This window comes from Cellulophaga sp., assembly GCF_039943695.1.
Classification (GTDB): Bacteria; Bacteroidota; Bacteroidia; order Flavobacteriales; family Flavobacteriaceae; genus Cellulophaga.
Genome location: NZ_JBDVAA010000010.1, coordinates 39,793 through 63,795 on the forward strand (window position 1 = coordinate 39,793; position 24,003 = coordinate 63,795).

The window sequence follows — 24,003 nt, forward strand, 5'->3', positions numbered from 1 at the left end:
ATACTTGCAATAATTGAAGATAACCAAAAAAACTGAAATCTAACAGCTAGTGTGTCAGTTTGTCATAATTAACCTAATTGGTATTTTATTTGCCATACCAATATCAGAATAAAAAATTAATAATCAGTTTTCCTTAAAGGGATAAAAAATACAATTTAATTATGGCGACAGGTAAAATTAATGTATCCGTTGAGAATATTTTTCCGCTTATTAAAAAGTTCTTATATAGCGACCACGAGATATTTTTACGTGAGTTAATATCTAATGCTACAGATGCAACTTTAAAACTTAAACACTTAACTTCTATAGGTGAAGCTACAGTAGAATATGGCAACCCTGTTATAGAAATTAAGGTTGATAAAGAAGGAAAAAAAATACATATTATAGACCAAGGTCTTGGTATGACAGCAGACGAGGTTGAAAAGTATATTAACCAAGTTGCTTTTTCTGGTGCTGAAGAGTTTTTAGACAAATACAAAGACTCTGCTAAAGATTCTGGTATTATTGGTCATTTTGGTCTTGGTTTTTACTCTGCCTTTATGGTTGCAGATAAAGTAGAAATTATAACTAAAAGTTTTAAAGACGAGCCAGCTGCACATTGGACTTGTGATGGTTCTCCTAACTTTACTTTAGAAGCTGCAGATAAAACAGAACGTGGTACAGAAATTATCTTACACGTTGCAGATGACTCTACTGAGTTTTTAGAAGACAATAAGATTAGTGAACTTTTAACTAAGTACAATAAGTTTATGCCTGTACCAATTAAGTTTGGTATGCGTACAGAAACTTTACCTAAGCCAGAAGATGCTAAGGAAGAAGATGCTGCACCAACACAAGAGGTAGACAATATTATAAACAACCCAAACCCAGCTTGGACAAAAGCCCCGGCAGATTTACAAGAAGAGGATTATAAAGGGTTTTACAGAGAGCTTTACCCAATGCAATTTGAGGAGCCTTTGTTTCATATACACCTTAATGTAGATTACCCGTTTAACTTAACAGGTATTTTATATTTCCCTAAATTAACAAACGATTTAAACGTACAAAAAGACCGTATACAACTGTACCAAAACCAAGTTTTTGTTACCGATAATGTAGAAGGTATTGTACCAGAATTTTTAACAATGTTACGTGGTGTTATAGACTCACCAGACATTCCGTTAAATGTTTCTAGATCTTACTTACAGGCTGATGGTGCTGTTAAAAAAATATCATCTTACATTTCTAGAAAAGTAGCAGATAAACTATCGTCTTTATTTAAAAATAATAGAGAAGATTTTGAAGCTAAATGGAATGACATTAAAATTGTTATTGAATACGGAATGCTTTCTGATGATAAATTCTTTGACAAGGCTGACAAATTTGCATTGTACCCAACGGTAGATGGTTCTTTTTATACGTTTGAAGAATTACAAGAAAAATTAAAAGCTACACAGACTGACAAAGACAACAAACTTGTTGTTCTTTACGCATCTGATAAAGAGGCACAACACAGTTATATTGAATCTGCAAAAGCTAAAGGTTACGAGGTTTTATTACTAGATTCTCCTATTATTAGCCACTTAATGCAAAAATTAGAAACTTCTAAAGAGAATATTTCTTTTGCAAGAGTAGATGCAGACCACATAGACAATCTTATTAAGAAAGATGAAGAGCAAATCTCTAAACTATCTGAAGAAGAAAAAGAAACGCTTAAAAAAGAGTTAGAAGAAACTATTACCAATAAAAGCTTTACTGTACAGTTAGAAGCTATGGATAGCAACGCTGCTCCTTTTACAATTACAGAGCCAGAGTTTATGCGTAGAATGAAAGAAATGCAACAAACCGGTGGTGGCGGTGGTATGTTTGGTATGGGTAATATGCCAGAAATGTACAACCTTATTGTAAACACAAACCACGCATTGGTTTCTGAAATTTTAACTGCAGACGCACCAGAAACAAAAACACGTTTAATAAACCAATCTTTAGACTTAGCACGTTTGTCTAAAGGATTATTAAAAGGTGAAGAGCTTACTAACTTTATTAAAAGAAGTTATGAGATGGTAAAGTAATATGTACCACTAAGCTTAAAAATAAAAAATCCGCATTAATTACTTAATGCGGATTTTTTTATACCACTACTCTATTTTTAGTTATGGTAGTAAATTAAACCATTAGCCACTTTTAAATTTATATTCTGGTCCTCTAACGTAAAGTTTGCTGCAGGACTTAAACCGTCCTTAACCTTAGTTTTAAAAGCATTTATAAGATTATTATTCTCGTTTTTACCATATATGTTTAATTTAGAGTAATCTGAATCTAGATTAAAACTGTTATTATTAGGAGATATATGGTAAAATTTAAACTCACTACTAAAATCTTTAATTGTATTTCCTTTTTGCAACTCCCCTATTTCTAAATTAGAAAACTCAGATATAATAGTTGCTTCAGCAATAGAACCTATTAATCCCCTTCTTATATTATTAAATGTATACTTACCTCCAACAACTTCATTTATAAAAAGATTAGCGTCGTCAATCTCTAAATTACTTTCAGAATCTACAAAAGAACTCATCCTAAAATCTCCTCTTTTTACTCTCATTTTTACTACGTTACTTATTCCATCTATAAAAACACCAGAAGATTCTGTTGTTAATCTTAAGATTACTTTTTTAGGTAAATGTAATACCAATGATGCCTTAAAAAATTTAGCTCTCTTTATATTTTTTGTTAAAGTACCGTCTTGATTAAAGTAATGACTTATTCTTGAATTCCTCATTTTAATTTCTGATACAATATCTTCTTTTGTCTTCCGAGAAATATTTAAGTCCTTGTTATTCGTATCTCTTTTCACAAAACTTTCTAAATCATAAAAAGCAAAGCCCCCCCAACCACCTATTTTCCCTCTATTGTTAATCAGTAAGCGATAGTTTTTTTCTTCTACATTTATTTTGAAATTTCCCATTTCTAAAATTTTATTCTGTAATCTTTTACTATAATTTACAAAGTAAATAGAGTATTTAATATGTATTAAATCATCGTCAGATTGTTGTATTTTAATTCCAGAGCCAGTTAGGTTCACAATAACATCCATAATCTTGTCTGCATTAAAATCCTTTTTATACACAACTACCTCTTGTGCACTAACTACTCCTGTTGTAATTAAAATTAATAATAGTAAAATTTTATATGACTGTTTCATTTTGATCTTTTTTTGCGTTTAATATTTTTATATGTTCTTGTATGTCTTTAAGCAGACTTAGACGCGTTTGCAGATTTCTAATTAAATCTTCTACCACAAAAAGGTTATTTTTATCGGCTTTAAATTCTTTGGAAATTTGTTTGTAATCCAAGTCTAACTGTGTCAACTTTTGTTTATACCTACGTATTAGTTTTTCATCTGTGGCCACAGCTAAAAAATTCTTCCATTCCGTATTTATATTAGCTAAATACTCTGTTTCTACTTTTTTAAGTTCTTTCGTAATTTGTACTGTATTTACCTCTTCTTCATCATCTGTAGCATTCTGTTTCACAAACACAAATGCCAATCCTACAAGTAAAACAAATACTGCCGCAATCTTCATAAACCTATAATTATACTTTTTTGCAGATGGCATATTACCTAACTTCTCTAAAAACTCGTCTCTATGTGTTACTGGTAATTCTTTTTTAGGAAAATCATCTTCAGTAAAACTGTTTCTTAAATTTTTCATCTCCTTTATTTTTGCTGAATAATTTCTTTATTCGTTTTTATTTTTGTCTCACTTAACAATTTTTGCAACTGCAATCTTCCTCTACGCAAATGTGTTCTAGATGTTTTTATTGGCAATTGTAAAATTTGTGATATTTCTTCATGATCATAACCCTCTATTAAATACAACTGCACTACAAGTTTGTATTTAACTGTTAAAGACTCTATTGCTTTAAGCACGTCTTTTTTTGTTATTTCATCATTAAAATACCAATCAGATTCTTCAAACTCATATACTACATCATCTATATCTTCAAAAATTAACTTTTGCTTTTTTAACACATCTAAACATTGGTTAATTACAATTCGTTTTAACCAAGCTCCTATTGTGTATGTTGACTCGTAACTGTTAATATTTTTAAAGGCTTTTATAAAACTTTCTTGCATTGCATCTTTTGCATCTTCTTGGTTCTTTAAATACCTACAAGCAATAGCAAACATTGCATCACAATAATTTGTATATAACTGTAGTTGAGATTTTCTATCTCTTTTTTTACAGCCGGCAATTAATTGGTTTGTGGTTTGTTGCATAAATGTTTGTAAGTATTCTATCTTAAAAACGATTGTCTTTTTAAAGGGTTTCATTTTTAACAAAAAAAACATCACTATTATTAAGTGATGGTTTAAAAATAAGTAAGTTTTAAAGTATTTATACCCGAAATTTATTTTTGTAATAATTTTTATAAGCTTCAATTTTACATCAACTACAACTACTTAACAAAAACCATAGTATTTATATGCAATGGTTTTTTATCTTTATAGGATGAAAGTAGTAGCAACCAACCTTGGTAAACCAACCAAAATACAATGGAACGGTAAAGAAGAAGTAACCGGAATTTATAAATACCCAACTACTACGCCCTTGCAATTACTGAGTACAGATGTTATTAACGACACTGTAATAGACCGCAAACACCACGGTGGTATAGACAAGGCTTGTTATTTATTTTCTGCAGATGTTTACGATTATTGGAAAAACATATACCCTAATTTAGACTGGAACTGGGGAATGTTTGGTGAAAACCTTACTGTAGAAGGTTTAGATGAAACTACACTTAGAATTGGTGATATATATAAAATTGGCACTGCACTTGTACAAGTATCACAACCTAGAGAACCTTGTTATAAATTAGGAATACGTTTTGGAAATCAACAAATTTTAAAACAATTTATAGACCATAATAGACCTGGCACCTACATTAGAATTTTAAAAGAAGGTAGTGTGCAAACTGGTGATGTTTTTAAGTTAATAGAACAGTCTACAAACAAACTTACCATACAAGATTTTTATAAGCTACTGTATGCTAAAGAAAAAAACAAAGAAACCATTAAACTAGCCGTTAGCAATATGGCTTTGCCAGAGAAAAAGAGAATACGTTTATCTAAATACCTTTAAAATTTATGATTTATCCTTGGCATTTGTACTTAATGGGACTCCTATACATACTTGCGGGTTTTATGCATTTTATAAAACCTAAAATGTATATGCGTATAATGCCCAGGTATTTACCAAAGCATTTACAACTAGTATATATTAGTGGTATAATAGAATTTTTAATTGGCGTAGGTCTGTTTTATAATGTTACAAAAAACATAGCTATTTATGCTTTAATTGCAATGCTTAGTGTTTTTTTATTGGTACACTTTTATATGCTATCTAGCAAAAAAGCTGCTGCAGGTATACCAAGGTATATATTATTATTGCGCATACCTTTACAATTTGTTTTAATGTATTGGGCATATTGCTACTTAAAACTATAAACAAAAAAAAGGAGGCTCCAAGGCCTCCTAATCTATCACAACAATACTTAATTATAACTAGTCTAAGCTAACTAATTTACTGTATCTATCTTTGTTTACTTCTACAACAAATCTAAATTCATCTTCAGAAAAATTAGTAAATCTAAAAGCTTTTTCAACTCTTAATTTGTTATTAAAAACTTCTGTATAAACTTCGTTTCCTTCTAAATCAAATACAGAAACTAAAACTTTACCTTTATTTTTATTTAAAAAGCTCATTACTACTAAATCTCCTCTTTTCTGAAAAATTGGCTTAGTAACTTCTTTTTTATCATCTACTACAACTTCTCCGTTTTTGATGTGTATAGCGTATGAAACCTTTTTTAACATATTCTCTACATTTAAAAAGTAATTTCCATCTTCTAAACTCTCTACATTAAACTTTTTAGAGTAAACCGGCTTATCGCTTATTTGTTCAGAATAAAATACTGCAGAATTCTGATCTACAAATTTTATAACTGTTTGAAGATTTCTTGCTTCAAATTTGAATACTAAATCTTTAGAGTCTTTTCTTGTCACTAATTCTAGTGAAGATTCTTCTGCTGCAAAACTTGCTGTTGACACAAACAAAAACAGAACTAACGCGGAAATTTTAAAAATTGTTTTCATAGGTTTACTTTTTTAGGATTATTCTTTTTGTTTTGATTGGTAATTAATTACACTGCAAATATATGTGCGGTATTCCGTTTATTTTACCTCTATTTTCTCCAATATCTATGCTATTTTAACCATAATAAAAAATAAACCGTATATTGACGTTAATTTAACATACAAGAACACTTAAAACTTAATTAAAAGGTGTTTTTAAACAAATAGATATTCTATTTTTGCATTTAAACTTTTACATATGACTAACCAGAAACCTATTTTTGAATCTATTGCACCAGATTTTGGGCATTCTTTTACATACCAAAAGTTTGATGAAGCAACTAATAATAAGAACAATACGTGGCATTACCACCCAGAAATAGAATTAGTATATGTAAATGGTGGTTCTGGCAAAAGACAAATAGGTAGTCATATATCTTATTACACAGATGGCGATTTAATTTTAATAGATGGTAATTTACCACATTGTGGACTTACAGATGTACTTACAAAAAACAAGAGCGAAACTGTTGTACAAATGCTACCCAATTTTTTAGGAGATAACTTTTTTAACTTACCAGAGCTTAGAAACATTAAATCTTTATTAGATACCTGTAAAGGTGGTATTGCTTTTCATGGCAATACTAAATTAAAAATTGGAGATAAGATTGAGGTACTAGAGTACCAAACAGATTTTCAGCGTTTAATATCTATTTTAAACATATTAAACGAACTTGGCAAGTCTAAAGAATATACTCTTTTAAATGCCGAGGGCTTTTCTATGAAGACAGAGGTAAAAGACAACGACCGAATAAATGTTATATTTAATTATGTAAAAACAAACTTTAGAGAAGAAATTACTTTAGATAGCATTGCAGATTTAGTTAATATGACGGTGCCATCATTCTGCAGGTACTTTAAAAAAATTACCAATAAAACGTTTATTCAGTTTACTAATGAATATAGGTTGGTACACGCATCTAAATTACTTGCCGAACAAAAGATGAGTATTACAGAGGTTTGTTTTGAATGCGGGTTTAATAATTTTTCTCACTTTAATAAATCATTTAAAAAATTCACAGGTCAAAATCCGTCTGAATATAGAAATGAGCTTAAAACGGTTGTAGCTTAAAATAATTATATGCTTATACCTTATATATAAGGCACAAAAAAAATCGGTTTTAAATATATTAAAACCGATTTTTTTTATGGTTATCCTTGTTTAATCTGAGTTACATACTGCCTTTACTAAGTTTGGATGATCTTACTAATGTCCTCATATACAACTACAATAAGTAAAATGCAACAGTTATGCCAAAAGTCAAAAAAAGATAGTTATATCTACTAAATAATCGTTAAAATTATTTATAAATTTCGTTTAACATCTTAGCCAAACGTAGTCCGCCTTTATTTAACTGACTGCGTAATGTAGCCATATGAAGGTAACTATACCTGTATCCTAATTTTTCTCCAACTTCAGCTGTTTTATAAACTTCTTCAGCTAAATCTTGAGTTTCCTCTATCCAATCATAGATAGTACCTTCTTGTACTTTTGCTTTTTGCTTTTTATCTAACTTAGGCAAAGCATTAGCTAATTCTGTGTAACTCATACCGTAAGAGTCTATCATATCAGAATCCCAAACACGATGTAAATTAGATCCTTCATTAAACCAACGTACTTGTATATCATTACCTCCTTTATCTTCTGCATGACCTGCGTGCAATGGTTGGTGCATATCTCCTATTAAATGTACCAACATTCTTAAATGAAAAGATTTATCTTTTTTAGAACTTTTTTCATCCTTTAAAACCGATACACATTTTTCTATACCAACCATTAAGTCTCCTTCCTCTGGCGGAGTAATGTCTGAGTATTTTTTATCTGCAGGAAAATTTACATAATGCCAAGGAAAATATGCTCTAAACTCACGATCAGATTTTATTTCATCTGCATAGTTAGATACAAAGGCCAAATCCTGACCTTCTAGCAATTCTTTTATTGCTTTTTTAGCTTTTCTACTCAATTCTTTTTGTGCTACCTCACCCACTGTTCTATGCCCTGTTTTGCCCCAAAATACATTGTTAGCAAAGGAAACCTGAACTGCTAAAAAAAGCAAAATACATATCTTTTTCATTCTTCTAAATTTTTGGCAAAAGTAAAAAATGTAACTTAAAGTAATGTTATTTTTTAGTTCCATTTAATTTTTTAACTTATCCTTATACACAAAAACATCCTATTTTGATATTAAAGAAAATAAAGAGTCCATATTTAAGGTATACTATTATAGCATTACTTGCTTTTACAGTAGTTATTCTACTATTTATAGCAAGTGTTTATATTGGTGTTTGGGGCAAAATACCAAGTAAAAAAGAGTTAACATCTTTAAAATACCAACAAGCATCAGAAGTTTATTCTGCAGACAGTGTTTTAATTGGCAAATATTATTTACAAGACAGGCAACCAATTCCTTTTACTGATTTTCCAAAACACTTAACAGAAGCATTAGTTTCTATTGAAGACGAGCGTTTTTACAGTCATAGCGGTATAGACTATAAAAGTATGTTTAGGGTAGCTTTTAAAAGTATTCTATTGCAAGATAAATCTTCTGGTGGTGGCAGTACTATAAGTCAGCAATTAGCAAAAAACTTATATCCAAGAACCAAACGTGGCAAGCTTAATTTAGTTGTTGCTAAACTTAAAGAAATGTTTGTTGCTCGTAGGTTAGAGAGTATTTACAGTAAAGAAGAAATACTGTACCATTATTTAAATCAGGTTTCTTTTGGAGATAATACACACGGCATTGAAAGTGCATCATTAAAATTTTTTAATAAACATACTAAAGAACTAAGTATTGCAGAGGCAGCAACTTTAATTGGTATGCTAAAAGCAACATATGGTTACAACCCAAGAATTTTTCCTAAAAAAAGTACTAACCGTAGAAATTTAGTTATGCAAGCTATGTACAATAATAGTTTTTTAAAGGAAAAACAAAAAGATAGTCTTATTAATACACCTTTAAAGTTAAACTATAGAGACTTTAATTATAATGATGGTATTGCCCCTTACTTTAGAGAAGAAGTTAGAAAACAATTGTTAAAATGGGCAAAAGAAAAGAATAATGCTGGTAGCGATTTAAATATTTATACATCTGGGTTAAAAATATACACTACTTTAAATTATAAAATGCAGGTATTGGCTGAAGAAGCAATGCAAGAGCATATGAAAAAATTACAGTCTGACTTTGAAAAAAGTTATGGCAAAAATGCTCCTTGGCTAACCAATAAAAATAGTATTAATAAGGCCGTAAAGCAATCATTACCCTATAAAAAATTAATAGCATTAGACTTACCAAAAAAACAAATATTAGACTCTTTAAATAAAAAAAAGACAATGACTTTAGCCACTTGGGATAAAGACATTACAATACAAGCAAGTACTATAGATAGTATTAAACATTATAGTAAATTTTTAAATATTGGCTCTTTGGCTGTAGACCCTGCTACCGGAGAAGTGAAAGTATGGATTGGAGGTGTTAACTTTAAACACTTTAAGTACGATCATATATCACAAAGTAAAAGGCAAGTTGGCTCTACTTTTAAACCAATTGTATACACTACAGCATTAGAACAAGGTATTGGCCCTTGCACCTACTTTTCTGCTCAAGAGGTAGAATATAAAAATTTAAAGCAATGGAGCCCGTCTAACTCTGGCTCTAAAGATGAGACTTTCCTAAACTACTCTATGGAAGAGGCTTTAAGTAACTCTGTAAACACTGTTGCTGTAAAAGTTTTAGAAAAAGCAGGAATAAAAAATACAATTGAACAAGCTAAAAAAATGGGTATTTCTACAGAACTACCTAACCAACCTTCTTTGGCTTTAGGTACAGCAGAAGTTAAAATTAACGAGCTTGCAAAAGCATACACCACTTTTGCAAATAATGGCAAACACAGCACTCCGTTTTTAATTAAACAAATTACTACTAGCAAAGACTCTATTATAGAAACCTTTGAACCTAAAATTGCTAAGCAAGCTGCGTTTTCTAATGAAACTAATATGATTATGTTAGAGTTAATGAAAGCAACAATTAACTCTGGTACCGCTTCTAGAATACGCAATAGTTACAAATTAACTAATGATATTGCTGGTAAAACGGGTACTACACAAAACAATAAAGATGCTTGGTTTGTAGGTGTAACTCCAAAATTGGTAAGTGTTACTTGGGTAGGATTAGACAATCATGAAATAGGGTTTAAAAGTACAGCTCTTGGTCAAGGTGCAAATGCTGCACTACCTGCTTTTGCCTTATTTCTACAAAAAATGAATAAAGACAGTGATTTTAATTATATTACTAAAGCAAAATTTAAAAAACCTACAGATGCCGTTTTACAGTCGTTGGACTGTGATCCTACCAAAAAAGATGGTTTTTTTAAACGTCTATTTAAAAACCCTAACAAGAAAAAAAGGAAAGAGTTTAAACGTAGTTAGTGTGTTATTAATATATTTATAAACTATAGTAAACACTAACAAAATGAAAGAATACAAAATTATTAGACAAAGAACTAAATTTCGCAATACAGATAGTGATTTTGAAGATGAATTAAACACATTAGCTAAACAAGGTTGGGTAGTAAAATCTTCTATTGCTATAAATGGCTCTAGTTTATTTAAGGTAATTTTAGAACGCGATAAAAACAGGTAATTATGAAAAAACTACTAATAGTATGTTTAGTATTCCCAATTCTAATTTTTGCTCAAGAAGTAAAAACTGAAGAACTAGATTTAAAAAACGGAGACATTAGTTTACCTGGCACCTTAACTGTTGCTCCTTCTAAAAAGAAAACACCTCTTGTAATTTTTATTCAAGGTTCTGGTAATGGAGACCGCAATGGCAACCAAGCCGGTACAGCAATGCAAATTGGTTATATAAAAACTCTTAGAGATAGTTTAAACACTAAAGGTATTTCTTTTTATAGTTATGACAAGAGATCTGCTAACATTAACAATTTAAAAAGCATAAAAGATATTAGCTTTAAAGGTTTTGTAGATGATGCTAACGTAGCTATAGATTATTTTAAAAACGACAAACGCTTTAGTGGCATTACTATAATTGGGCATAGCCAAGGTTCTTTGGTTGGTATATTAGCCATTAATGCTCGTAATGATAAAGCTGTTACTTCTTACATATCATTAGCCGGACCAGGAAAAACTTTTGACAAAACAATTGTAGAACAATTAACAGCACAAAACCCAAGTTTAGGCCAAGCAGCAAAAGAACAATTTGAAGAGTTAGTACAAACTGATACTATTAAAGAGGTTAACCCGCTTTTAATGAGTGTTTTTCAACCAGTTTATCAAAAATTTATAAAAGAATGGGCTACAGTAAACCCTGCTACTGAAATTAAAAAATTACGGATTCCTGTATTACTTTTAAATGGCGATTCGGACCTTCAAGTTAGTACAGACGATGCACAATTATTAAAAGACGCACACCCTAAAGCTACTTTAAAAATTATTCCTAAAATGAATCACGTTTTAAAAGTTGTAAATTCTATAGTTGAAAACCAAGAAGCTTATACATCAAAAGACTATAAAATATCTAACGAACTTATTAATACCATAGATAAATTTGTATCTAAATAAAAACTTGAGAACCAATAATAATGACTTATAAAATTTTGTGTTCTGATTTAGACGGAACCTTACTTACCACAAAAAATGATGTTTCTGACGTAACCATATCAGAAATAAACAGAATAAAAAACCACCTTAAAGTAATTTTAGTTTCTGCCAGAATGCCAAAATCTATGCGCTATTTACAAGAAAGATTGGGTATAGAAAATTTGCCTATTATTTGCTATAATGGTGCTTTGGTTTTAGATAATGACAAACAACTGTTTTCTACTTTTATAAGTAGCAAAGAATTGCAAACCATACACAAAATTGCAGAAGAACACACTGTAAAAATGGGCTTGTATTATATGGATGAATGGTACGTACCAGAAGACTCTGAACGTGTGCAAAAAGAAATTCACCATACCAAAGCAGAACCTATTTTTGAAGATACAAAAGTAACCTTAAGCAACTGGAGCAAAAGAAAAGTTGGCGCACATAAAATTATGCTAATGGGTACTAAAGAGACTACAGATGCTATTTTTAGTGTTTTAACGTCTACCTTAGGAGAAAGTCTACATTTTTACAGATCTAATGATACTTTAATAGAAGTTGCTCCTAAAACTATATCTAAACTATCTGCTATAGAATTGCTATTACAGAATGAAACTTTAGAAGAGGTAATTGCTTTTGGTGATAATTATAATGATATGGAAATGCTAACCCACGTAGGCTGTGGTGTTGCTGTAGAAAACGGAAGATCAGAAGTTAAGGCAATTGCTAAGCACGTAACGCTTAAAAACACAGAGAACGGAGTTGCGCATTTTATAAAGCAAAACATCTTAATTTAAGTATATTTGAGAAAACTCACCTTTTAGAACTAGACTATTTATGTTAGAACCACTTATTACAGATGATAAAGTTGTTTTTGGATTATTAACTCTTTGCTTAGGTTTTGTTTTTTACACCTCAGCTAAAAAAACAGGCTTTTGGAGTAAATTTTACACCATTGTTCCTGGTATTTTACTTTGTTATTTACTACCTGCAATTTTAACTTCTACAGGTATTATTGCAGAAACTTGGAAAACAGTAGATGATGCTGGTATTGTAACAGAACACGAGTCTGGACTTTACCATATGGCAAGTAGGTATTTGTTACCTGCAGCTTTAGTTTTAATGACATTGAGTATAGATTTAAAAGCTATTACTAACCTAGGTTCTAAAGCTTTAATTATGTTTTTAACAGGTTCTGTTGGCATTATTATTGGCGGACCAATAGCTATATTAATTGTATCAGTTTTTTCTCCAGAAACTGTTGGCGGCAACGATTTTGATGCCATTTGGAGAGGACTATCTACTATTGCTGGTAGTTGGATAGGCGGTGGTGCAAACCAAGCTGCTATGCTAGAAATTTTTCAGTATAACCCAGAAAAATACGGTGGTATGGTGCTTATAGATGTTGTAGTAGCTAACATTTGGATGGCCATTATTTTATTAGGTGTAGGCAAAACCACAAAAATTGACAAATGGTTAAAGGCAGATGCATCTGCCATAGAAACACTAAAAGTAAAAGTGACTGCTTTTACAGAAAAAATAACAAGAACGCCAACCACACAAGATTATATGATGTTGCTTTTCTTTGCATTTACTGCAGTAGGTTTAGCACATTTTTTAGGTGGTAACATAAGTTCTTATTTAGAAAATAATGTTGCTGCTGTAGCAGATAAAAAAAGTTTTTTATCCTTTTTAGGTTCTAGCTTTTTCTGGATGGTGGTATTGGCAACAATAGCAGGTATAGCACTATCTTTTACAAAAGCTAAAAATTTAGAAGGTGCTGGCGCTAGTAAAATAGGTGGTGTTTTTATATATATTTTAGTTGCCACTATTGGTATGAAAATGGATTTAGGTAAAGTATTAGAGAACCCTGGACTTATTGTTATTGGCCTAATATGGATTGCCATACACGCTGGTTTATTAATTTTAGTAGCTAAACTTATTAGAGCTCCTTATTTCTTTTTGGCAGTGGGTAGCCAAGCAAATGTTGGTGGTGCTGCTTCTGCACCAATTGTAGCTGCAGAGTTTCACCCATCTTTAACATCTGTTGGCGTATTACTTGCTGTTTTTGGTTATGTAGTTGGTACTGGAGGTGCATTATTATGTGCATACCTTATGGAAGTTGCCTCTGCCCTATAATTAAAAAGTTATACACAAAACAAAAAGCATTAACCTTTTTTTAAGAAAAATTAGTGATATTTGCTGCACTTAAATAATTATAAAATGAATAGATTTTTTCTTCTGTTTCTTCTTGGCATAAGCATTGTTGCTTGTAATTCTACAACTAAAAATACTATGACTGTTTCTGGTAATGTAAAAGGCCTTAAGAAAGGAACATTGTATTTGCAAAAAGTGAATGATACTGTTTTAGTTACAGTTGATTCTTTACAAATTAAAGGCGACGGTAATTATACGCTTACAACTGAGTTAGAAAGTCCTGAAATATTTTACTTGTATTTAGACAAGTCTGACAACTCTGAATTTAATGATAGAATTACATTTTTTGGAGAACCAGGAAATATTACAATAAATACTGCTTGGAATACTTTTGCTTTAAAAGCTAAAATAGAAGGATCTAAGTCACAAGAAAAATTAGAAGAGTTTAGAAAAAATGCATCTAAGTTTAATGCTGAGGCTTTACGTTTAGCACAAACTGCACAATTACCAGGTATACAAGGTAATGAACAAGCTATAGATTCTTTAAACAAAATGTTATCTAAAAATAATTTGCGTGGTTATTTATATGCTTTAAACTACTCATTAAACCATAAAGAGTCTTACGTAGCACCATATTTAGCATTAACAGAAGTACCAGATGTTAACGTAAAATATTTAGACTCTATTTACAATTCACTGGCAGATAGTGTGTCTGTATCCAAATACGGTAAAGAGCTAAAGGAACATATTAGCAAAGTAAAAGCTGCTAACAAATAAACATAAAAAAACATCCGCCAATGGCGGATGTTTTTTATTCTATAAGTATCGTAAAAATTAACCTAATTTGTTAACCTCTGCTACTAACTCTGTAGCTTTAGTTTCTAGTTCTTTACGTACAGCATTTAAATGCTTACTTCTGTTATCTACGTCTTTCTTATTTACCTTTGCGATTAACTCATCAAAAGTAGCAATTGCAGAATCTATAACTTTAGAACCTTCTTTAGAATCTTTAGAGTTTGAAGTTGCTTCCCAAAAGTAAACTGCTTCAATAATATCTCCTAAAACAAAATTGATATCTTTTTTTAAATCTTTAATGCTTGCCATTTGTATTTATTTTTATGCAAAAATACATATTTAACTTATACAAAGAGTTTCTTACCCTTAATATATTAGATTAAGTATTAAATTGTAACTTCTAATAACTTAGCTCCACTAGAAATTATTTCTATAGATTTTGAAAGTGCTGGCACTAAAATAGTTTCCCCTTTTACTAAATCAGCTTCTCCAAATTCGTTTTTTACAGTTGCAGAACCACCAACACACATATAAATAGTAAAAGAATCTCTATTTATTACATCTTGCTTAATATTATCTGTCAACTCTATAAAATTAGTTTTAAAGTAAGGGCAATCTACCATTGTATTTACAGCGTTTGACTGTGTATTGTATGCCACTTTAAAATCGTCCTTTTTAGTATAATCTATAGCATCTAAAGCTTGTTCTGTATGTAGCTCTCTTAGATTGCCGTTTTTATCTTTACGGTTAAAATCAAATACTCTATAAGTAACATCAGATGTTTGCTGAATTTCAGCTAATAGAACCCCTGCACCAATTGCGTGTATTTTTCCTGTATTAATAAAAAAAGTATCGCCTTCTTTTACCTTTTCGTAATTTAATAAATCTAGTAACGTATCATTTTTAATACTTGCAGCGTACTCTTCTTTAGCTACATCTTTATTAAAACCAACAATAAGCTCAGCGTCTTGGTCTGCATCCATAACGTACCACATCTCCGTTTTACCAAAAGAGTTATGTCTTTTTTTAGCTAACTCATCATTAGGATGTAGCTGTATAGATAGGTCTTGTTTTGCGTCTATAAACTTAATTAGTATAGGAAATTCTGTTCCAAAACGTTCTGCAACACTTTTTCCTAAAAGGTCATCAGTTTTCGTATTTATCAATTCTTGTAAAGATGTACCTGCTAAATCTCCGTTAGAAACCACAGAAACATCTCCTTTTACCGTAGACAGCTCCCAGCTTTCTCCAGTAATATCATTTTCTATAGATTTATTTAAAACATCTCTTAACTTGGTACCACCCCAAAGTCTTTCTTTTAAAATAGGATTAAATTTTAACGGATACATATATGTGTTGTTTTGGTTTATTATTTTTTACTGTCCTGTGTATGTTACGTAATTACGTGGTGTCTCATACAATACTACTTCTAAATTTTTTGAGGCATCAATCTCTGGTCTAAGCTTGTTCCAAATAACCACAGCTATGTTTTCTGCTGTAGGATTAAGTTCTTTAAAATCTGACACTTCAACATTTAAGTTTTTATGATCTAAAGCGTTTTCTACTTTCTCTTTAATAAGGTCTTTTAAAACCTTCATATCCATAACAAAACCAGTTTTTGGATCTATTTCTCCTTCTACACTAACTATAAGCTCATAGTTGTGGCCATGGTAATTAGGATTGCTACACAAACCAAAAACAGCTTTGTTTTTATCTGCATCCCATTTTTTGTTATGCAACCTGTGAGCTGCATTAAAATGTGCTTTTCTACTTACTTTTACTTTCATACTAGTATTGGTTTTGCAGGGTGTATTTATGAAAACGGTCAAAAATTATCTTAAACCATTCTGTATAGTTTTTTGGATTATTACTGATATCTTTTTTAATATCATCAAGAGCCATCCATTTCCAGTCTTGTACCTCTTCCTTATTAATATTGGGTTCTGCATTAAACTTACCAATCATTACATGATCTAGTTCATGTTCTGTTAAACCATTATCAAAAGGAGCTTTATATATAAATGAAAATAACTCTTTAAGCTCTGTAACAAAACCCATTTCTTCTTGTAGCCTTCTTTTTCCAGCTTCTAAGTTAGACTCACCTACTCTTTGGTGACTACAACAAGTGTTTGTCCATAATAATGGTGAATGGTATTTTTCTGATGCACGTTGTTGCAGCATTGTTTCCCCTTTGTCATTCATAACAAAAACAGAAAATGCTCTATGAAGAAGTGCTTTTTCATGCGCTTCCATTTTACCCATAGTACCAACCTGCTCGTCTTGCTCGTTAACTAATATTACCTGTTCTTCAATCATAGTCTTACAAAAATAAGACCTTTATGTTATTTATGAGCACTATAAAAAAGAAAAAACACCTTTACAAGTAAAAGTGTTTTTCGTATATTTTAAACTAAGATTATGTGTTAAAAGAATCTAGGTGATTTTAAATTTTTCTTTGTTTTTATAAAGTCGTAACGTAACATTATTTCAAAAGAACCATCATTAAAAGACGTACTTCCTAACTCTGTAGTTTCTTTATCATAAGCCAAACCAATCATAAAATCCTCAGACACCTGAAAACCAAACATACCACTAAATGCTGCACTCCAACGATAAGCTCCTCCTATAATAAACTTATCATTAAGCATAAAGTTAGCAGAAACATCTACCTGTAACGGCGCTCCTTTTACTCCTTTAGTTAATATTGTTGGTTTAAATTTTAAGTTGGGATTAAGGTCAAAAACATAACCTGTCATTAGGTAAATATTCATTTGCTCATTAGCAGTAGAAAAAGAAGACTCATCAAAATGTTTCGTCTGTAAAATTCTTGGCGCAGACAAACCAACATAAAATTTTTCTGTGTGGTAATAGATACCCGCTCCTACATTAGGAGAAAATTTATTATTAATATCTTCTTGTAGAGTAGGATCTACACCATTACTATTATCCTGGTTTAATTCTGAAAAACGAACATCTAATAAATGTGCACTTGCTTTTAAACCAAATGACAACTTACCTTCTAAAGAAGTATATATTGTGTATGAAAAATCACCATCAAAATATGTTTCTGAAGTTGGACCAATAACATCGTTAACTACAGAAAAACCTACTCCAACACCTCTATATCCTAAAGGTGTGTGAAAATTAAAAGTTTGCGTTTTTGGTGCACCGTCTAAGCCAACCCACTGAGATCTATGCAATAAACCAACACTCATATGACCACGAGAACCTGCATAAGCCGGATTTATACTTATAGTGTTATACATATACTGTGTGTATTGCGCATCTTGCTGTGCCCAACCTGATAGTGTACCAAGAGCTAACAGTAGCATAGTTGCTACTATTAGTTTGTACTGTTTTGTTTTTGCGCTCATAAACTTAATGCTATTTGTTTAAATATATGTAGCCGCTAAGCTGTTTAGTTTTACCTGCTGGTGTAGTATAATCTAATACATAGAAATACGTACCAACCGGAAGTTTTTTGTCTTTATTTATGGTAACTCTACCGTGAGATGTACCATCAAAATTATTATTTTGAGTATCATAAGACTTAGTTACAAATACTTGAACTCCCCATCTGTTGTAAATTCTAACAGTGTTATTAGGGAATCTCTCTAGCCCTGTTATTTTAAGTACATCATGAATACCATCTCCGTTTGGAGTTACTACATTAAATATTTCTATACCATCTTCTTCTGATTCTGGAAAATCTAAATAATCTGGAATACCATCACCATCTGCATCATCATTTGCAAAATCACCATCTTTATTAATATCTTCATCAATAGTTGGTATACCATCACCATCATCATCAATATCTCTATAATCTAGCTCACCATCACCATCTGAGTTTGGTAAGTCGTTTATAGGATCATCTATTTCATCGTTTTTATCATCATCAATAGTAGTTGCTCCTTCAAAACCATCATCTAGACCATCATTATCCTTATCAGAGCCTACAAATGTATCATCTGGAATACCATTACTATCTGTATCGTTAGCTTCTATTACATCTGGAACACCATCATTATCACTATCCTCATCTAAATAATCTGGTAAGCTATCACCATCTGTATCTACAGGGAATATTCCTAAGTTACCATCAGTTTCATAAGCATCATCTAAACCATTACCGTTCTCATCTAAACCACTTGGTTGTATGTAACCGTTTGTTGTTTGTGCTTCTACATTGTCTGGGATACCATCGTCATCAGAATCTATATCTAAATAATCTGGAATACCATCACCATCTGTGTCTGTTGCATCTGTTGCTGGGTCATTATCACCATCTAAATTAAGATCTTCAAAACTATCTAGAATACCATCATTATCTGCATCTAAATCTGTCATTGCAGCTTCATTAACAAGTACTGTTATTGTAGACGTGCTACAGTTACTAAGTGTATCACAGATTGTATATGTAAAGGTATCTTGACCTATGTATCCTGGGTTAGGTGTGTATGTAATTACATCATCAGACGGATCGTTAGGCGTACCATTATCATCTACCACAATTGTTCCGTTAATTGGATCTGTTGTTGTAAACGTACCATCTGTTGGTAAATCATTATCATTTAAATGCCAATTATCTATTACAATTGTTTCATCTTCATTAGTTGCAACAACATCATCTTGTGTATCTAAAATAGGTACTACTGTAATATTTACTGTTGCTGTACTACAATCTCCATACGTATTACACACAGTATATGTAAAAGAATCTGGACCATTGTAATCTGGGTTTGGTGCGTAGGTAACAATATCATCAGATGGGTCGTTAGGAGTACCGTTATCATTAATGGTAACAGTTCCGTTTACAGGATCTGACGTTGTTAAGGTTCCTGGATTAGGTAACCCATTATCGTTATCAAAAATATCTATAACTATAGAATCGTCTTCATCTACAGAAACAATATCGTCTTGCAAATCACTAGCCTCGCTCATACAAACTACCGTAAAACTTGGTAATTTAACAGAGTTACCTGCTTTTAATAATGTTGCCACATATTTTATAACATCTTTAGTCGCTATTACTTGTGGCGCTGTTTGATCTCCTGTTAAAATTGGAGACCAACTAACTGTTGCTCCTGGTGGCACATTAGGTGAAACATCTAATGTAACCTCATTATCTGGAGTGTTACAGTCGGTTAATATAAAGTAGGTAGTTGCATTTTTACCGCACAATGTGCCGTCATATGTTGCAAAATATACTCCAGGCTGACTCACCTCATAGAAGAAGTCTGTACCCAAAACAGTACTTGTATCTGCCGCGTTATACCATTTATAATTATTCTCGTCTGTACTATTAGGTGCTTGCAATAAAAATTGAGCACTAACTACATTAGCGCAAAACAAGCCAAGTAGCAGAACGAATAAAAATTTATATGTTTTAATTGATTTCAAATTTCTAGGATAAGTTTTTATTCGCTTTAGCTTACTTTACTACAAATACAACGTTAATTAACGTATTATAGTCTGTAGGTTGATTAGTTACTGTGTATGTTAACACTCCGTTAGCATTAATAGACATTGTGCCTGTATTAAATACTGTAGGATCTGCATAAGTTACATAGTAGTATAATTCTGTTCTAGTATATGTTGGTAAAGCTGATGGTGCACCTGCACTACCAATAGTTGGTGTACCATATTGCTTAATATACTCATCATATAAATCTAATGTCTTAGTACCATTTGTTGCAACATCTACTTCTACAGAAGGCGGGTAAAATATACGTGCTGCTTTAGATGTAATAGGTGCAATTGCTTGTATTACTTCTTGCACATTAGTTTCTGCTGTTGGAGATGCTTCACCACCTTCATCAACATCAATTGGTGTACGCAAATCAACTTCATCATCAAACTGATCATCTGTATTTGCTAATGATGCTAAACTAACTGTTTGAGAAGAACCATCTTCTATACCTACAGTTAATGTTGTGCCAGACAAACCTAAATTACGTATACTTTGATTATCTGCTAATGCTGCTAAACTAACTGTTTGTGAAGAACCATCTTCTATACCTACAGTTAATGTTGTTCCAGAAAAACCTAAATTACGTATACTTTGATTATCTGTATCAATACTACTAATATCTATAGTATTACCACCTGAAATAGTTAAATCAGTACCAGATAAACTTAAAGTCTGATCATCAGTTGCTGGGTCACCTGCATCACCTTTTGCTCCTGCTGGGCCTTGAGGTCCCTGTGCTCCTGTTGCACCTCTATCCCCTTGATCTCCTTTATCTCCTTTTTGACCATTTTGACCATTTTGTCCAGGTTGACCTTGAGGTCCTTGTGGACCTTGCGGGCCTTGTGCTCCTGTTACTCCTCTATCACCTTGATCTCCCTTGTCTCCTTTTTGACCCTGTGGTCCTTGAATACCTTGAATTCCCTGATCTCCTTGATCTCCTTTTTCTCCTTGGATTCCCTGATCACCCTGATCTCCTTTTAATCCTTGAGGACCTTGTGCTCCAGTTTCTCCTTGAATACCTTGATCACCTTGGTCTCCTTTTTCTCCCTGGATTCCTTGATCACCCTGATCTCCTTGGATTCCCTGGTCACCCTGATCTCCTTTCAATCCTTGTGGACCTTGTGCTCCAGTTTCTCCTTGAATACCTTGAATTCCCTGATCACCTTGGTCTCCTTTTTCTCCTTGGATTCCCTGGTCACCCTGATCTCCTTTTAATCCTTGAGGACCTTGTGCTCCAGTCTCTCCTTGAATACCTTGAATTCCCTGATCTCCTTGGTCTCCTTTTTCTCCTTGGATTCCTTGGTCACCCTGATCTCCTTTATCTCCTTGTGGACCTTGTGCTCCAGTCTCTCCTTGAATTCCTTGAATTCCCTGATCACCTTGGTCTCCTTTTTCTCCCTGGATTCCCTGGTCACCCTGATCTCCTTTATCTCCTTTTAATCCTTGAGGACCCTGTGCTCCAGTTTCTCCTTGAATACCTTGAATTCCCTGATCTCCTTGGTCTCCTTTTTCTCCTTGGATTCCTTGGTCACCCTGATCTCCTTTATCTCCTTTTAATCCTTGAGGACCCTGTGCTCCAGTTTCTCCTTGAATACCTTGAATTCCCTGATCTCCTTGGTCTCCTTTTTCTCCCTGGATTCCTTGGTCACCCTGATCTCCTTTTAATCCTTGAGGACCTTGTGCTCCAGTTTCTCCTTGAATACCTTGAATTCCCTGATCTCCTTGGTCTCCTTTTTCTCCCTGGATTCCCTGGTCACCCTGATCTCCTTTTAATCCTTGAGGACCTTGTGCTCCAGTCTCTCCTTGAATTCCTTGAATTCCCTGATCACCTTGGTCTCCTTTTTCTCCTTGGATTCCCTGGTCACCCTGATCTCCTTGGTCTCCTTTTTCTCCTTGGATTCCCTGGTCACCCTGATCTCCTTTTAATCCTTGAGGACCCTGTGCTCCAGTCTCTCCTTGAATACCTTGAATTCCCTGATCACCTTGGTCTCCTTTTTCTCCCTGGATTCCCTGATCACCCTGATCTCCTTTTAATCCTTGAGGACCCTGTGCTCCAGTTTCTCCTTGAATACCTTGATCACCTTGGTCTCCTTTATCTCCTTTTAATCCTTGTGGACCCTGTGCTCCAGTTTCCCCTTGAATACCTTGATCACCTTGGTCTCCTTTATCTCCTTTTAATCCTTGTGGACCAGTCTCTCCTTGAATACCTTGAATTCCCTGATCTCCTTGGTCTCCTTTTTCTCCTTGGATTCCTTGGTCACCCTGATCTCCTTTATCTCCTTGAGGCCCCTGTGCTCCAGTTTCCCCTTGAATACCTTGAATTCCCTGATCTCCTTGGTCTCCTTTTTCTCCCTGGATTCCTTGGTCACCCTGATCTCCTTTATCTCCCTTTTCTCCTTGTGGACCAGAGTCTGGATCTACCCATGTATATACTCCTGACCCATCAGTTGATAATACTTGTCCATTTATACCTCCAGTTGGTAATTCTATTTCATTCTGATCGTCATTATCCCCATCAGCATATGTAACAGTATAATTACCAGATCCATCATTAGTTACATTAATATCTCCTGCTCCTACTACTGTCTCCCTGTAATTTGATAAATCAATTGGTGTAGCTGTTGGATCATTAGTTAACGTTAAGTTATCTCCAGTTAATGATAAATCTTGACTGTCTGTACCTACAAAGTTAGTTACTGTACCATTCTCTGATGTATAAGTAAAACTACCATCTCCATTATCTACTAATGTAGTAATGGTATTGTTGGTATCTACTGTTGCTGAGTTGCCAGAATCATCAGTAATCGTATATGTTCCATCGCCATTATCTAAAACTGTAGAACGCTTTGCATCAAAAGTTGTAGTTGCTCCGCTCTCATTTTCATAAGTAAAAGTTCCATCACCATTATCTGTTAAAGATGTAATTGTTTCATCAATTGTAACTGATGCTACATTTAAATATAGACCTCCGTCTGTACCTACTTGAATATCATTATTAGCATCTGAACTTACTAAACCTATAGTCTGTGAAGAACCTGTACCATCTGTATACGTTATTGTACCATCGTTATTATTAACTAAAGTACCTGCTACTTGATTTGTGTCAATAGTTACTGCATTTCCTGAATCATCTGTTAATGTAAATGTTCCGTCGCCATTATCTAGAACTGTAGAACGCTTTGCATCAAAAGTAGTCGCTACACCATCTTCATTTGTGTATGTAAATGTACCGTTTGCATTGTCTACTAATGTAGATAATGTTTCTGTAAATGTTGTTGCTGTTCCGTTTTCTGATGTGTATGTAAAGCTACCATCTCCATTGTCTACTAATGTAGTTATAGTATTGTTGGTATCTACTGTTGCTGAGTTTCCTGAATCATCTGTTAATGTAAATGTTCCGTCTCCATTGTCTAAAACTGTAGAACGCTTTGCATCAAAAGTAGTCGCTATACCATCTTCATTTGTGTATGTAAATGTACCATCTGCATTGTCTACTAATGTAGATAATGTTTCTGTAAATGTTGTTGCTGTTCCGTTTTCTGATGTATAAGTAAAGCTACCATCACCATTGTCTACCAATGTAGTTATAGTATTGTTGGTATCTACTGTTGCTGAGTTTCCTGAATCATCTGTTAATGTAAATGTTCCGTCTCCATTATCTAAAACTGTAGAACGCTTTGCATCAAAAGTAGTCGCTACACCATCTTCATTTGTGTATGTAAATGTACCATCTGCATTGTCTACTAATGTAGATAATGTTTCTGTAAATGTTGTTGCTGTTCCGTTTTCTGATGT

Annotated in this window: 21 protein-coding genes and 1 pseudogene; 10 read left to right on the plus strand and 12 right to left on the minus strand. The window is 32.7% G+C overall.

Going from position 1 to position 24,003, the window contains the following annotated elements:
- Positions 1 to 161: 161 nt before the first annotated feature.
- Entirely contained in the window at positions 162 to 2,051 is a 1,890-nt protein-coding gene (gene htpG, locus ABJD66_RS00930; RefSeq protein ID WP_348127190.1) for a molecular chaperone HtpG, read from the plus strand.
- Positions 2,052 to 2,128: 77 nt separating this feature from the next.
- Here the strand turns inward: htpG and ABJD66_RS00935 are convergent, their stop codons facing one another.
- From ABJD66_RS00935 to ABJD66_RS00945, 3 genes are read right to left on the minus strand one after another with little or no spacing between them, the layout of a single operon-like run.
- Entirely contained in the window at positions 2,129 to 3,181 is a 1,053-nt protein-coding gene (locus tag ABJD66_RS00935) for a hypothetical protein (protein WP_348127193.1), read from the minus strand.
- The gene (locus ABJD66_RS00940; RefSeq protein ID WP_348127196.1) at positions 3,165 to 3,692 is read right to left on the minus strand and encodes a hypothetical protein; all 528 of its coding nucleotides are present in this window, start codon (positions 3,690 to 3,692) and stop codon (positions 3,165 to 3,167) included. The genes ABJD66_RS00935 and ABJD66_RS00940 overlap by 17 nt, the downstream gene beginning before the upstream one ends.
- A gap of 5 nt (positions 3,693 to 3,697) precedes the next feature.
- The gene (locus ABJD66_RS00945) at positions 3,698 to 4,261 is read right to left on the minus strand and encodes an RNA polymerase sigma factor (protein WP_348127199.1); all 564 of its coding nucleotides are present in this window, start codon (positions 4,259 to 4,261) and stop codon (positions 3,698 to 3,700) included.
- Between the two features lie 232 nt (positions 4,262 to 4,493).
- Here ABJD66_RS00945 and ABJD66_RS00950 point away from each other — a divergent pair, with 232 nt between their 5' ends.
- Both ABJD66_RS00950 and ABJD66_RS00955 read left to right on the plus strand, forming a co-directional pair.
- Positions 4,494 to 5,126, plus strand: a complete 633-nt coding sequence (locus ABJD66_RS00950) for an MOSC domain-containing protein (protein WP_348127202.1) — start codon at positions 4,494 to 4,496, stop codon at positions 5,124 to 5,126.
- A gap of 5 nt (positions 5,127 to 5,131) precedes the next feature.
- A complete protein-coding gene (locus tag ABJD66_RS00955) occupies positions 5,132 to 5,491 on the plus strand; it encodes a hypothetical protein (protein ID WP_100895156.1) in 360 nt (119 codons plus the stop codon).
- A 57-nt stretch (positions 5,492 to 5,548) separates the two neighbouring features.
- On the opposite strand, the gene ABJD66_RS00960 is transcribed toward ABJD66_RS00955, so the two are convergent.
- Positions 5,549 to 6,139, minus strand: coding sequence for a hypothetical protein (locus tag ABJD66_RS00960; protein WP_157811114.1), 591 nt, complete (start codon positions 6,137 to 6,139; stop codon positions 5,549 to 5,551).
- 238 nt (positions 6,140 to 6,377) lie between these two features.
- Between ABJD66_RS00960 and ABJD66_RS00965 the strand changes: the two genes are divergently transcribed.
- Positions 6,378 to 7,250, plus strand: a complete 873-nt coding sequence (locus ABJD66_RS00965; protein WP_100895154.1) for an AraC family transcriptional regulator — start codon at positions 6,378 to 6,380, stop codon at positions 7,248 to 7,250.
- A 229-nt stretch (positions 7,251 to 7,479) separates the two neighbouring features.
- Here ABJD66_RS00965 and ABJD66_RS00970 read toward each other — a convergent pair whose 3' ends face one another.
- Positions 7,480 to 8,253: a S1/P1 nuclease gene (locus ABJD66_RS00970; RefSeq protein WP_348127208.1), complete on the minus strand. Its 774-nt coding sequence runs from the start codon at positions 8,251 to 8,253 to the stop codon at positions 7,480 to 7,482.
- 104 nt (positions 8,254 to 8,357) lie between these two features.
- Between ABJD66_RS00970 and ABJD66_RS00975 the strand changes: the two genes are divergently transcribed.
- The 6 genes from ABJD66_RS00975 (at position 8,358) to ABJD66_RS01000 (ending at position 14,717) form a co-directional block, all read left to right on the plus strand.
- The gene (locus tag ABJD66_RS00975; protein WP_348127211.1) at positions 8,358 to 10,604 is read left to right on the plus strand and encodes a transglycosylase domain-containing protein; all 2,247 of its coding nucleotides are present in this window, start codon (positions 8,358 to 8,360) and stop codon (positions 10,602 to 10,604) included.
- Between the two features lie 43 nt (positions 10,605 to 10,647).
- Positions 10,648 to 10,818 carry a DUF4177 domain-containing protein gene (locus ABJD66_RS00980; protein ID WP_348127214.1) on the plus strand — a complete coding sequence of 57 codons (171 nt, stop codon included), beginning with the start codon at positions 10,648 to 10,650 and terminating at the stop codon, positions 10,816 to 10,818.
- 2 nt (positions 10,819 to 10,820) lie between these two features.
- On the plus strand, positions 10,821 to 11,759 hold the full coding sequence (locus tag ABJD66_RS00985) for an alpha/beta hydrolase (RefSeq protein ID WP_348127217.1): 939 nt from the start codon (positions 10,821 to 10,823) through the stop codon (positions 11,757 to 11,759).
- A gap of 20 nt (positions 11,760 to 11,779) precedes the next feature.
- Positions 11,780 to 12,580, plus strand: a complete 801-nt coding sequence (locus tag ABJD66_RS00990; protein ID WP_348127220.1) for a Cof-type HAD-IIB family hydrolase — start codon at positions 11,780 to 11,782, stop codon at positions 12,578 to 12,580.
- A 40-nt stretch (positions 12,581 to 12,620) separates the two neighbouring features.
- Positions 12,621 to 13,922 (plus strand): DUF819 family protein, encoded by a 1,302-nt coding sequence (locus tag ABJD66_RS00995; RefSeq protein WP_348127223.1) that lies wholly within the window; start codon positions 12,621 to 12,623, stop codon positions 13,920 to 13,922.
- A gap of 84 nt (positions 13,923 to 14,006) precedes the next feature.
- Positions 14,007 to 14,717, plus strand: a complete 711-nt coding sequence (locus tag ABJD66_RS01000) for a DUF4369 domain-containing protein (RefSeq protein ID WP_348127226.1) — start codon at positions 14,007 to 14,009, stop codon at positions 14,715 to 14,717.
- A gap of 57 nt (positions 14,718 to 14,774) precedes the next feature.
- On the opposite strand, the gene ABJD66_RS01005 is transcribed toward ABJD66_RS01000, so the two are convergent.
- From ABJD66_RS01005 to ABJD66_RS01035, 7 genes and pseudogenes are all read right to left on the minus strand, one after another.
- Positions 14,775 to 15,044 carry a hypothetical protein gene (locus ABJD66_RS01005; RefSeq protein ID WP_100895147.1) on the minus strand — a complete coding sequence of 90 codons (270 nt, stop codon included), beginning with the start codon at positions 15,042 to 15,044 and terminating at the stop codon, positions 14,775 to 14,777.
- A 77-nt stretch (positions 15,045 to 15,121) separates the two neighbouring features.
- Complete coding sequence (locus ABJD66_RS01010; protein ID WP_348127230.1) at positions 15,122 to 16,084, minus strand: type I phosphomannose isomerase catalytic subunit; 963 nt, start codon at positions 16,082 to 16,084, stop codon at positions 15,122 to 15,124.
- A 27-nt stretch (positions 16,085 to 16,111) separates the two neighbouring features.
- Positions 16,112 to 16,522, minus strand: a complete 411-nt coding sequence (locus ABJD66_RS01015) for a 6-carboxytetrahydropterin synthase (protein WP_348127233.1) — start codon at positions 16,520 to 16,522, stop codon at positions 16,112 to 16,114.
- A gap of 1 nt (position 16,523) precedes the next feature.
- Entirely contained in the window at positions 16,524 to 17,051 is a 528-nt protein-coding gene (gene idi / locus ABJD66_RS01020) for an isopentenyl-diphosphate Delta-isomerase (protein ID WP_100895144.1), read from the minus strand.
- A 107-nt stretch (positions 17,052 to 17,158) separates the two neighbouring features.
- On the minus strand, positions 17,159 to 18,109 hold the full coding sequence (locus tag ABJD66_RS01025; protein ID WP_100895143.1) for a type IX secretion system membrane protein PorP/SprF: 951 nt from the start codon (positions 18,107 to 18,109) through the stop codon (positions 17,159 to 17,161).
- A 10-nt stretch (positions 18,110 to 18,119) separates the two neighbouring features.
- Positions 18,120 to 20,138, minus strand: a complete 2,019-nt coding sequence (locus ABJD66_RS01030; protein WP_348127237.1) for a gliding motility-associated C-terminal domain-containing protein — start codon at positions 20,136 to 20,138, stop codon at positions 18,120 to 18,122.
- Between the two features lie 31 nt (positions 20,139 to 20,169).
- Positions 20,170 to 24,003: pseudogene (locus ABJD66_RS01035) on the minus strand (hypothetical protein); the annotation flags it as partial.

What these genes read in the sequence shown, in the direction of transcription:
- htpG (WP_348127190.1), top strand. Translation starts at nt 162, where the DNA reads ATGGCGACAGGTAAAATTAATGTATCCGTTGAGAATATTTTTCCGCTT.
- ABJD66_RS00935 (WP_348127193.1), bottom strand. Translation starts at nt 3,181, where the DNA reads ATGAAACAGTCATATAAAATTTTACTATTATTAATTTTAATTACAACA.
- ABJD66_RS00940 (WP_348127196.1), bottom strand. Translation starts at nt 3,692, where the DNA reads ATGAAAAATTTAAGAAACAGTTTTACTGAAGATGATTTTCCTAAAAAA.
- ABJD66_RS00945 (WP_348127199.1), bottom strand. Translation starts at nt 4,261, where the DNA reads ATGCAACAAACCACAAACCAATTAATTGCCGGCTGTAAAAAAAGAGAT.
- ABJD66_RS00950 (WP_348127202.1), top strand. Translation starts at nt 4,494, where the DNA reads ATGAAAGTAGTAGCAACCAACCTTGGTAAACCAACCAAAATACAATGG.
- ABJD66_RS00955 (WP_100895156.1), top strand. Translation starts at nt 5,132, where the DNA reads ATGATTTATCCTTGGCATTTGTACTTAATGGGACTCCTATACATACTT.
- ABJD66_RS00960 (WP_157811114.1), bottom strand. Translation starts at nt 6,139, where the DNA reads ATGAAAACAATTTTTAAAATTTCCGCGTTAGTTCTGTTTTTGTTTGTG.
- ABJD66_RS00965 (WP_100895154.1), top strand. Translation starts at nt 6,378, where the DNA reads ATGACTAACCAGAAACCTATTTTTGAATCTATTGCACCAGATTTTGGG.
- ABJD66_RS00970 (WP_348127208.1), bottom strand. Translation starts at nt 8,253, where the DNA reads ATGAAAAAGATATGTATTTTGCTTTTTTTAGCAGTTCAGGTTTCCTTT.
- ABJD66_RS00980 (WP_348127214.1), top strand. Translation starts at nt 10,648, where the DNA reads ATGAAAGAATACAAAATTATTAGACAAAGAACTAAATTTCGCAATACA.
- ABJD66_RS00985 (WP_348127217.1), top strand. Translation starts at nt 10,821, where the DNA reads ATGAAAAAACTACTAATAGTATGTTTAGTATTCCCAATTCTAATTTTT.
- ABJD66_RS00990 (WP_348127220.1), top strand. Translation starts at nt 11,780, where the DNA reads ATGACTTATAAAATTTTGTGTTCTGATTTAGACGGAACCTTACTTACC.
- ABJD66_RS00995 (WP_348127223.1), top strand. Translation starts at nt 12,621, where the DNA reads ATGTTAGAACCACTTATTACAGATGATAAAGTTGTTTTTGGATTATTA.
- ABJD66_RS01000 (WP_348127226.1), top strand. Translation starts at nt 14,007, where the DNA reads ATGAATAGATTTTTTCTTCTGTTTCTTCTTGGCATAAGCATTGTTGCT.
- ABJD66_RS01005 (WP_100895147.1), bottom strand. Translation starts at nt 15,044, where the DNA reads ATGGCAAGCATTAAAGATTTAAAAAAAGATATCAATTTTGTTTTAGGA.
- ABJD66_RS01010 (WP_348127230.1), bottom strand. Translation starts at nt 16,084, where the DNA reads ATGTATCCGTTAAAATTTAATCCTATTTTAAAAGAAAGACTTTGGGGT.
- ABJD66_RS01015 (WP_348127233.1), bottom strand. Translation starts at nt 16,522, where the DNA reads ATGAAAGTAAAAGTAAGTAGAAAAGCACATTTTAATGCAGCTCACAGG.
- idi (WP_100895144.1), bottom strand. Translation starts at nt 17,051, where the DNA reads ATGATTGAAGAACAGGTAATATTAGTTAACGAGCAAGACGAGCAGGTT.
- ABJD66_RS01025 (WP_100895143.1), bottom strand. Translation starts at nt 18,109, where the DNA reads ATGAGCGCAAAAACAAAACAGTACAAACTAATAGTAGCAACTATGCTA.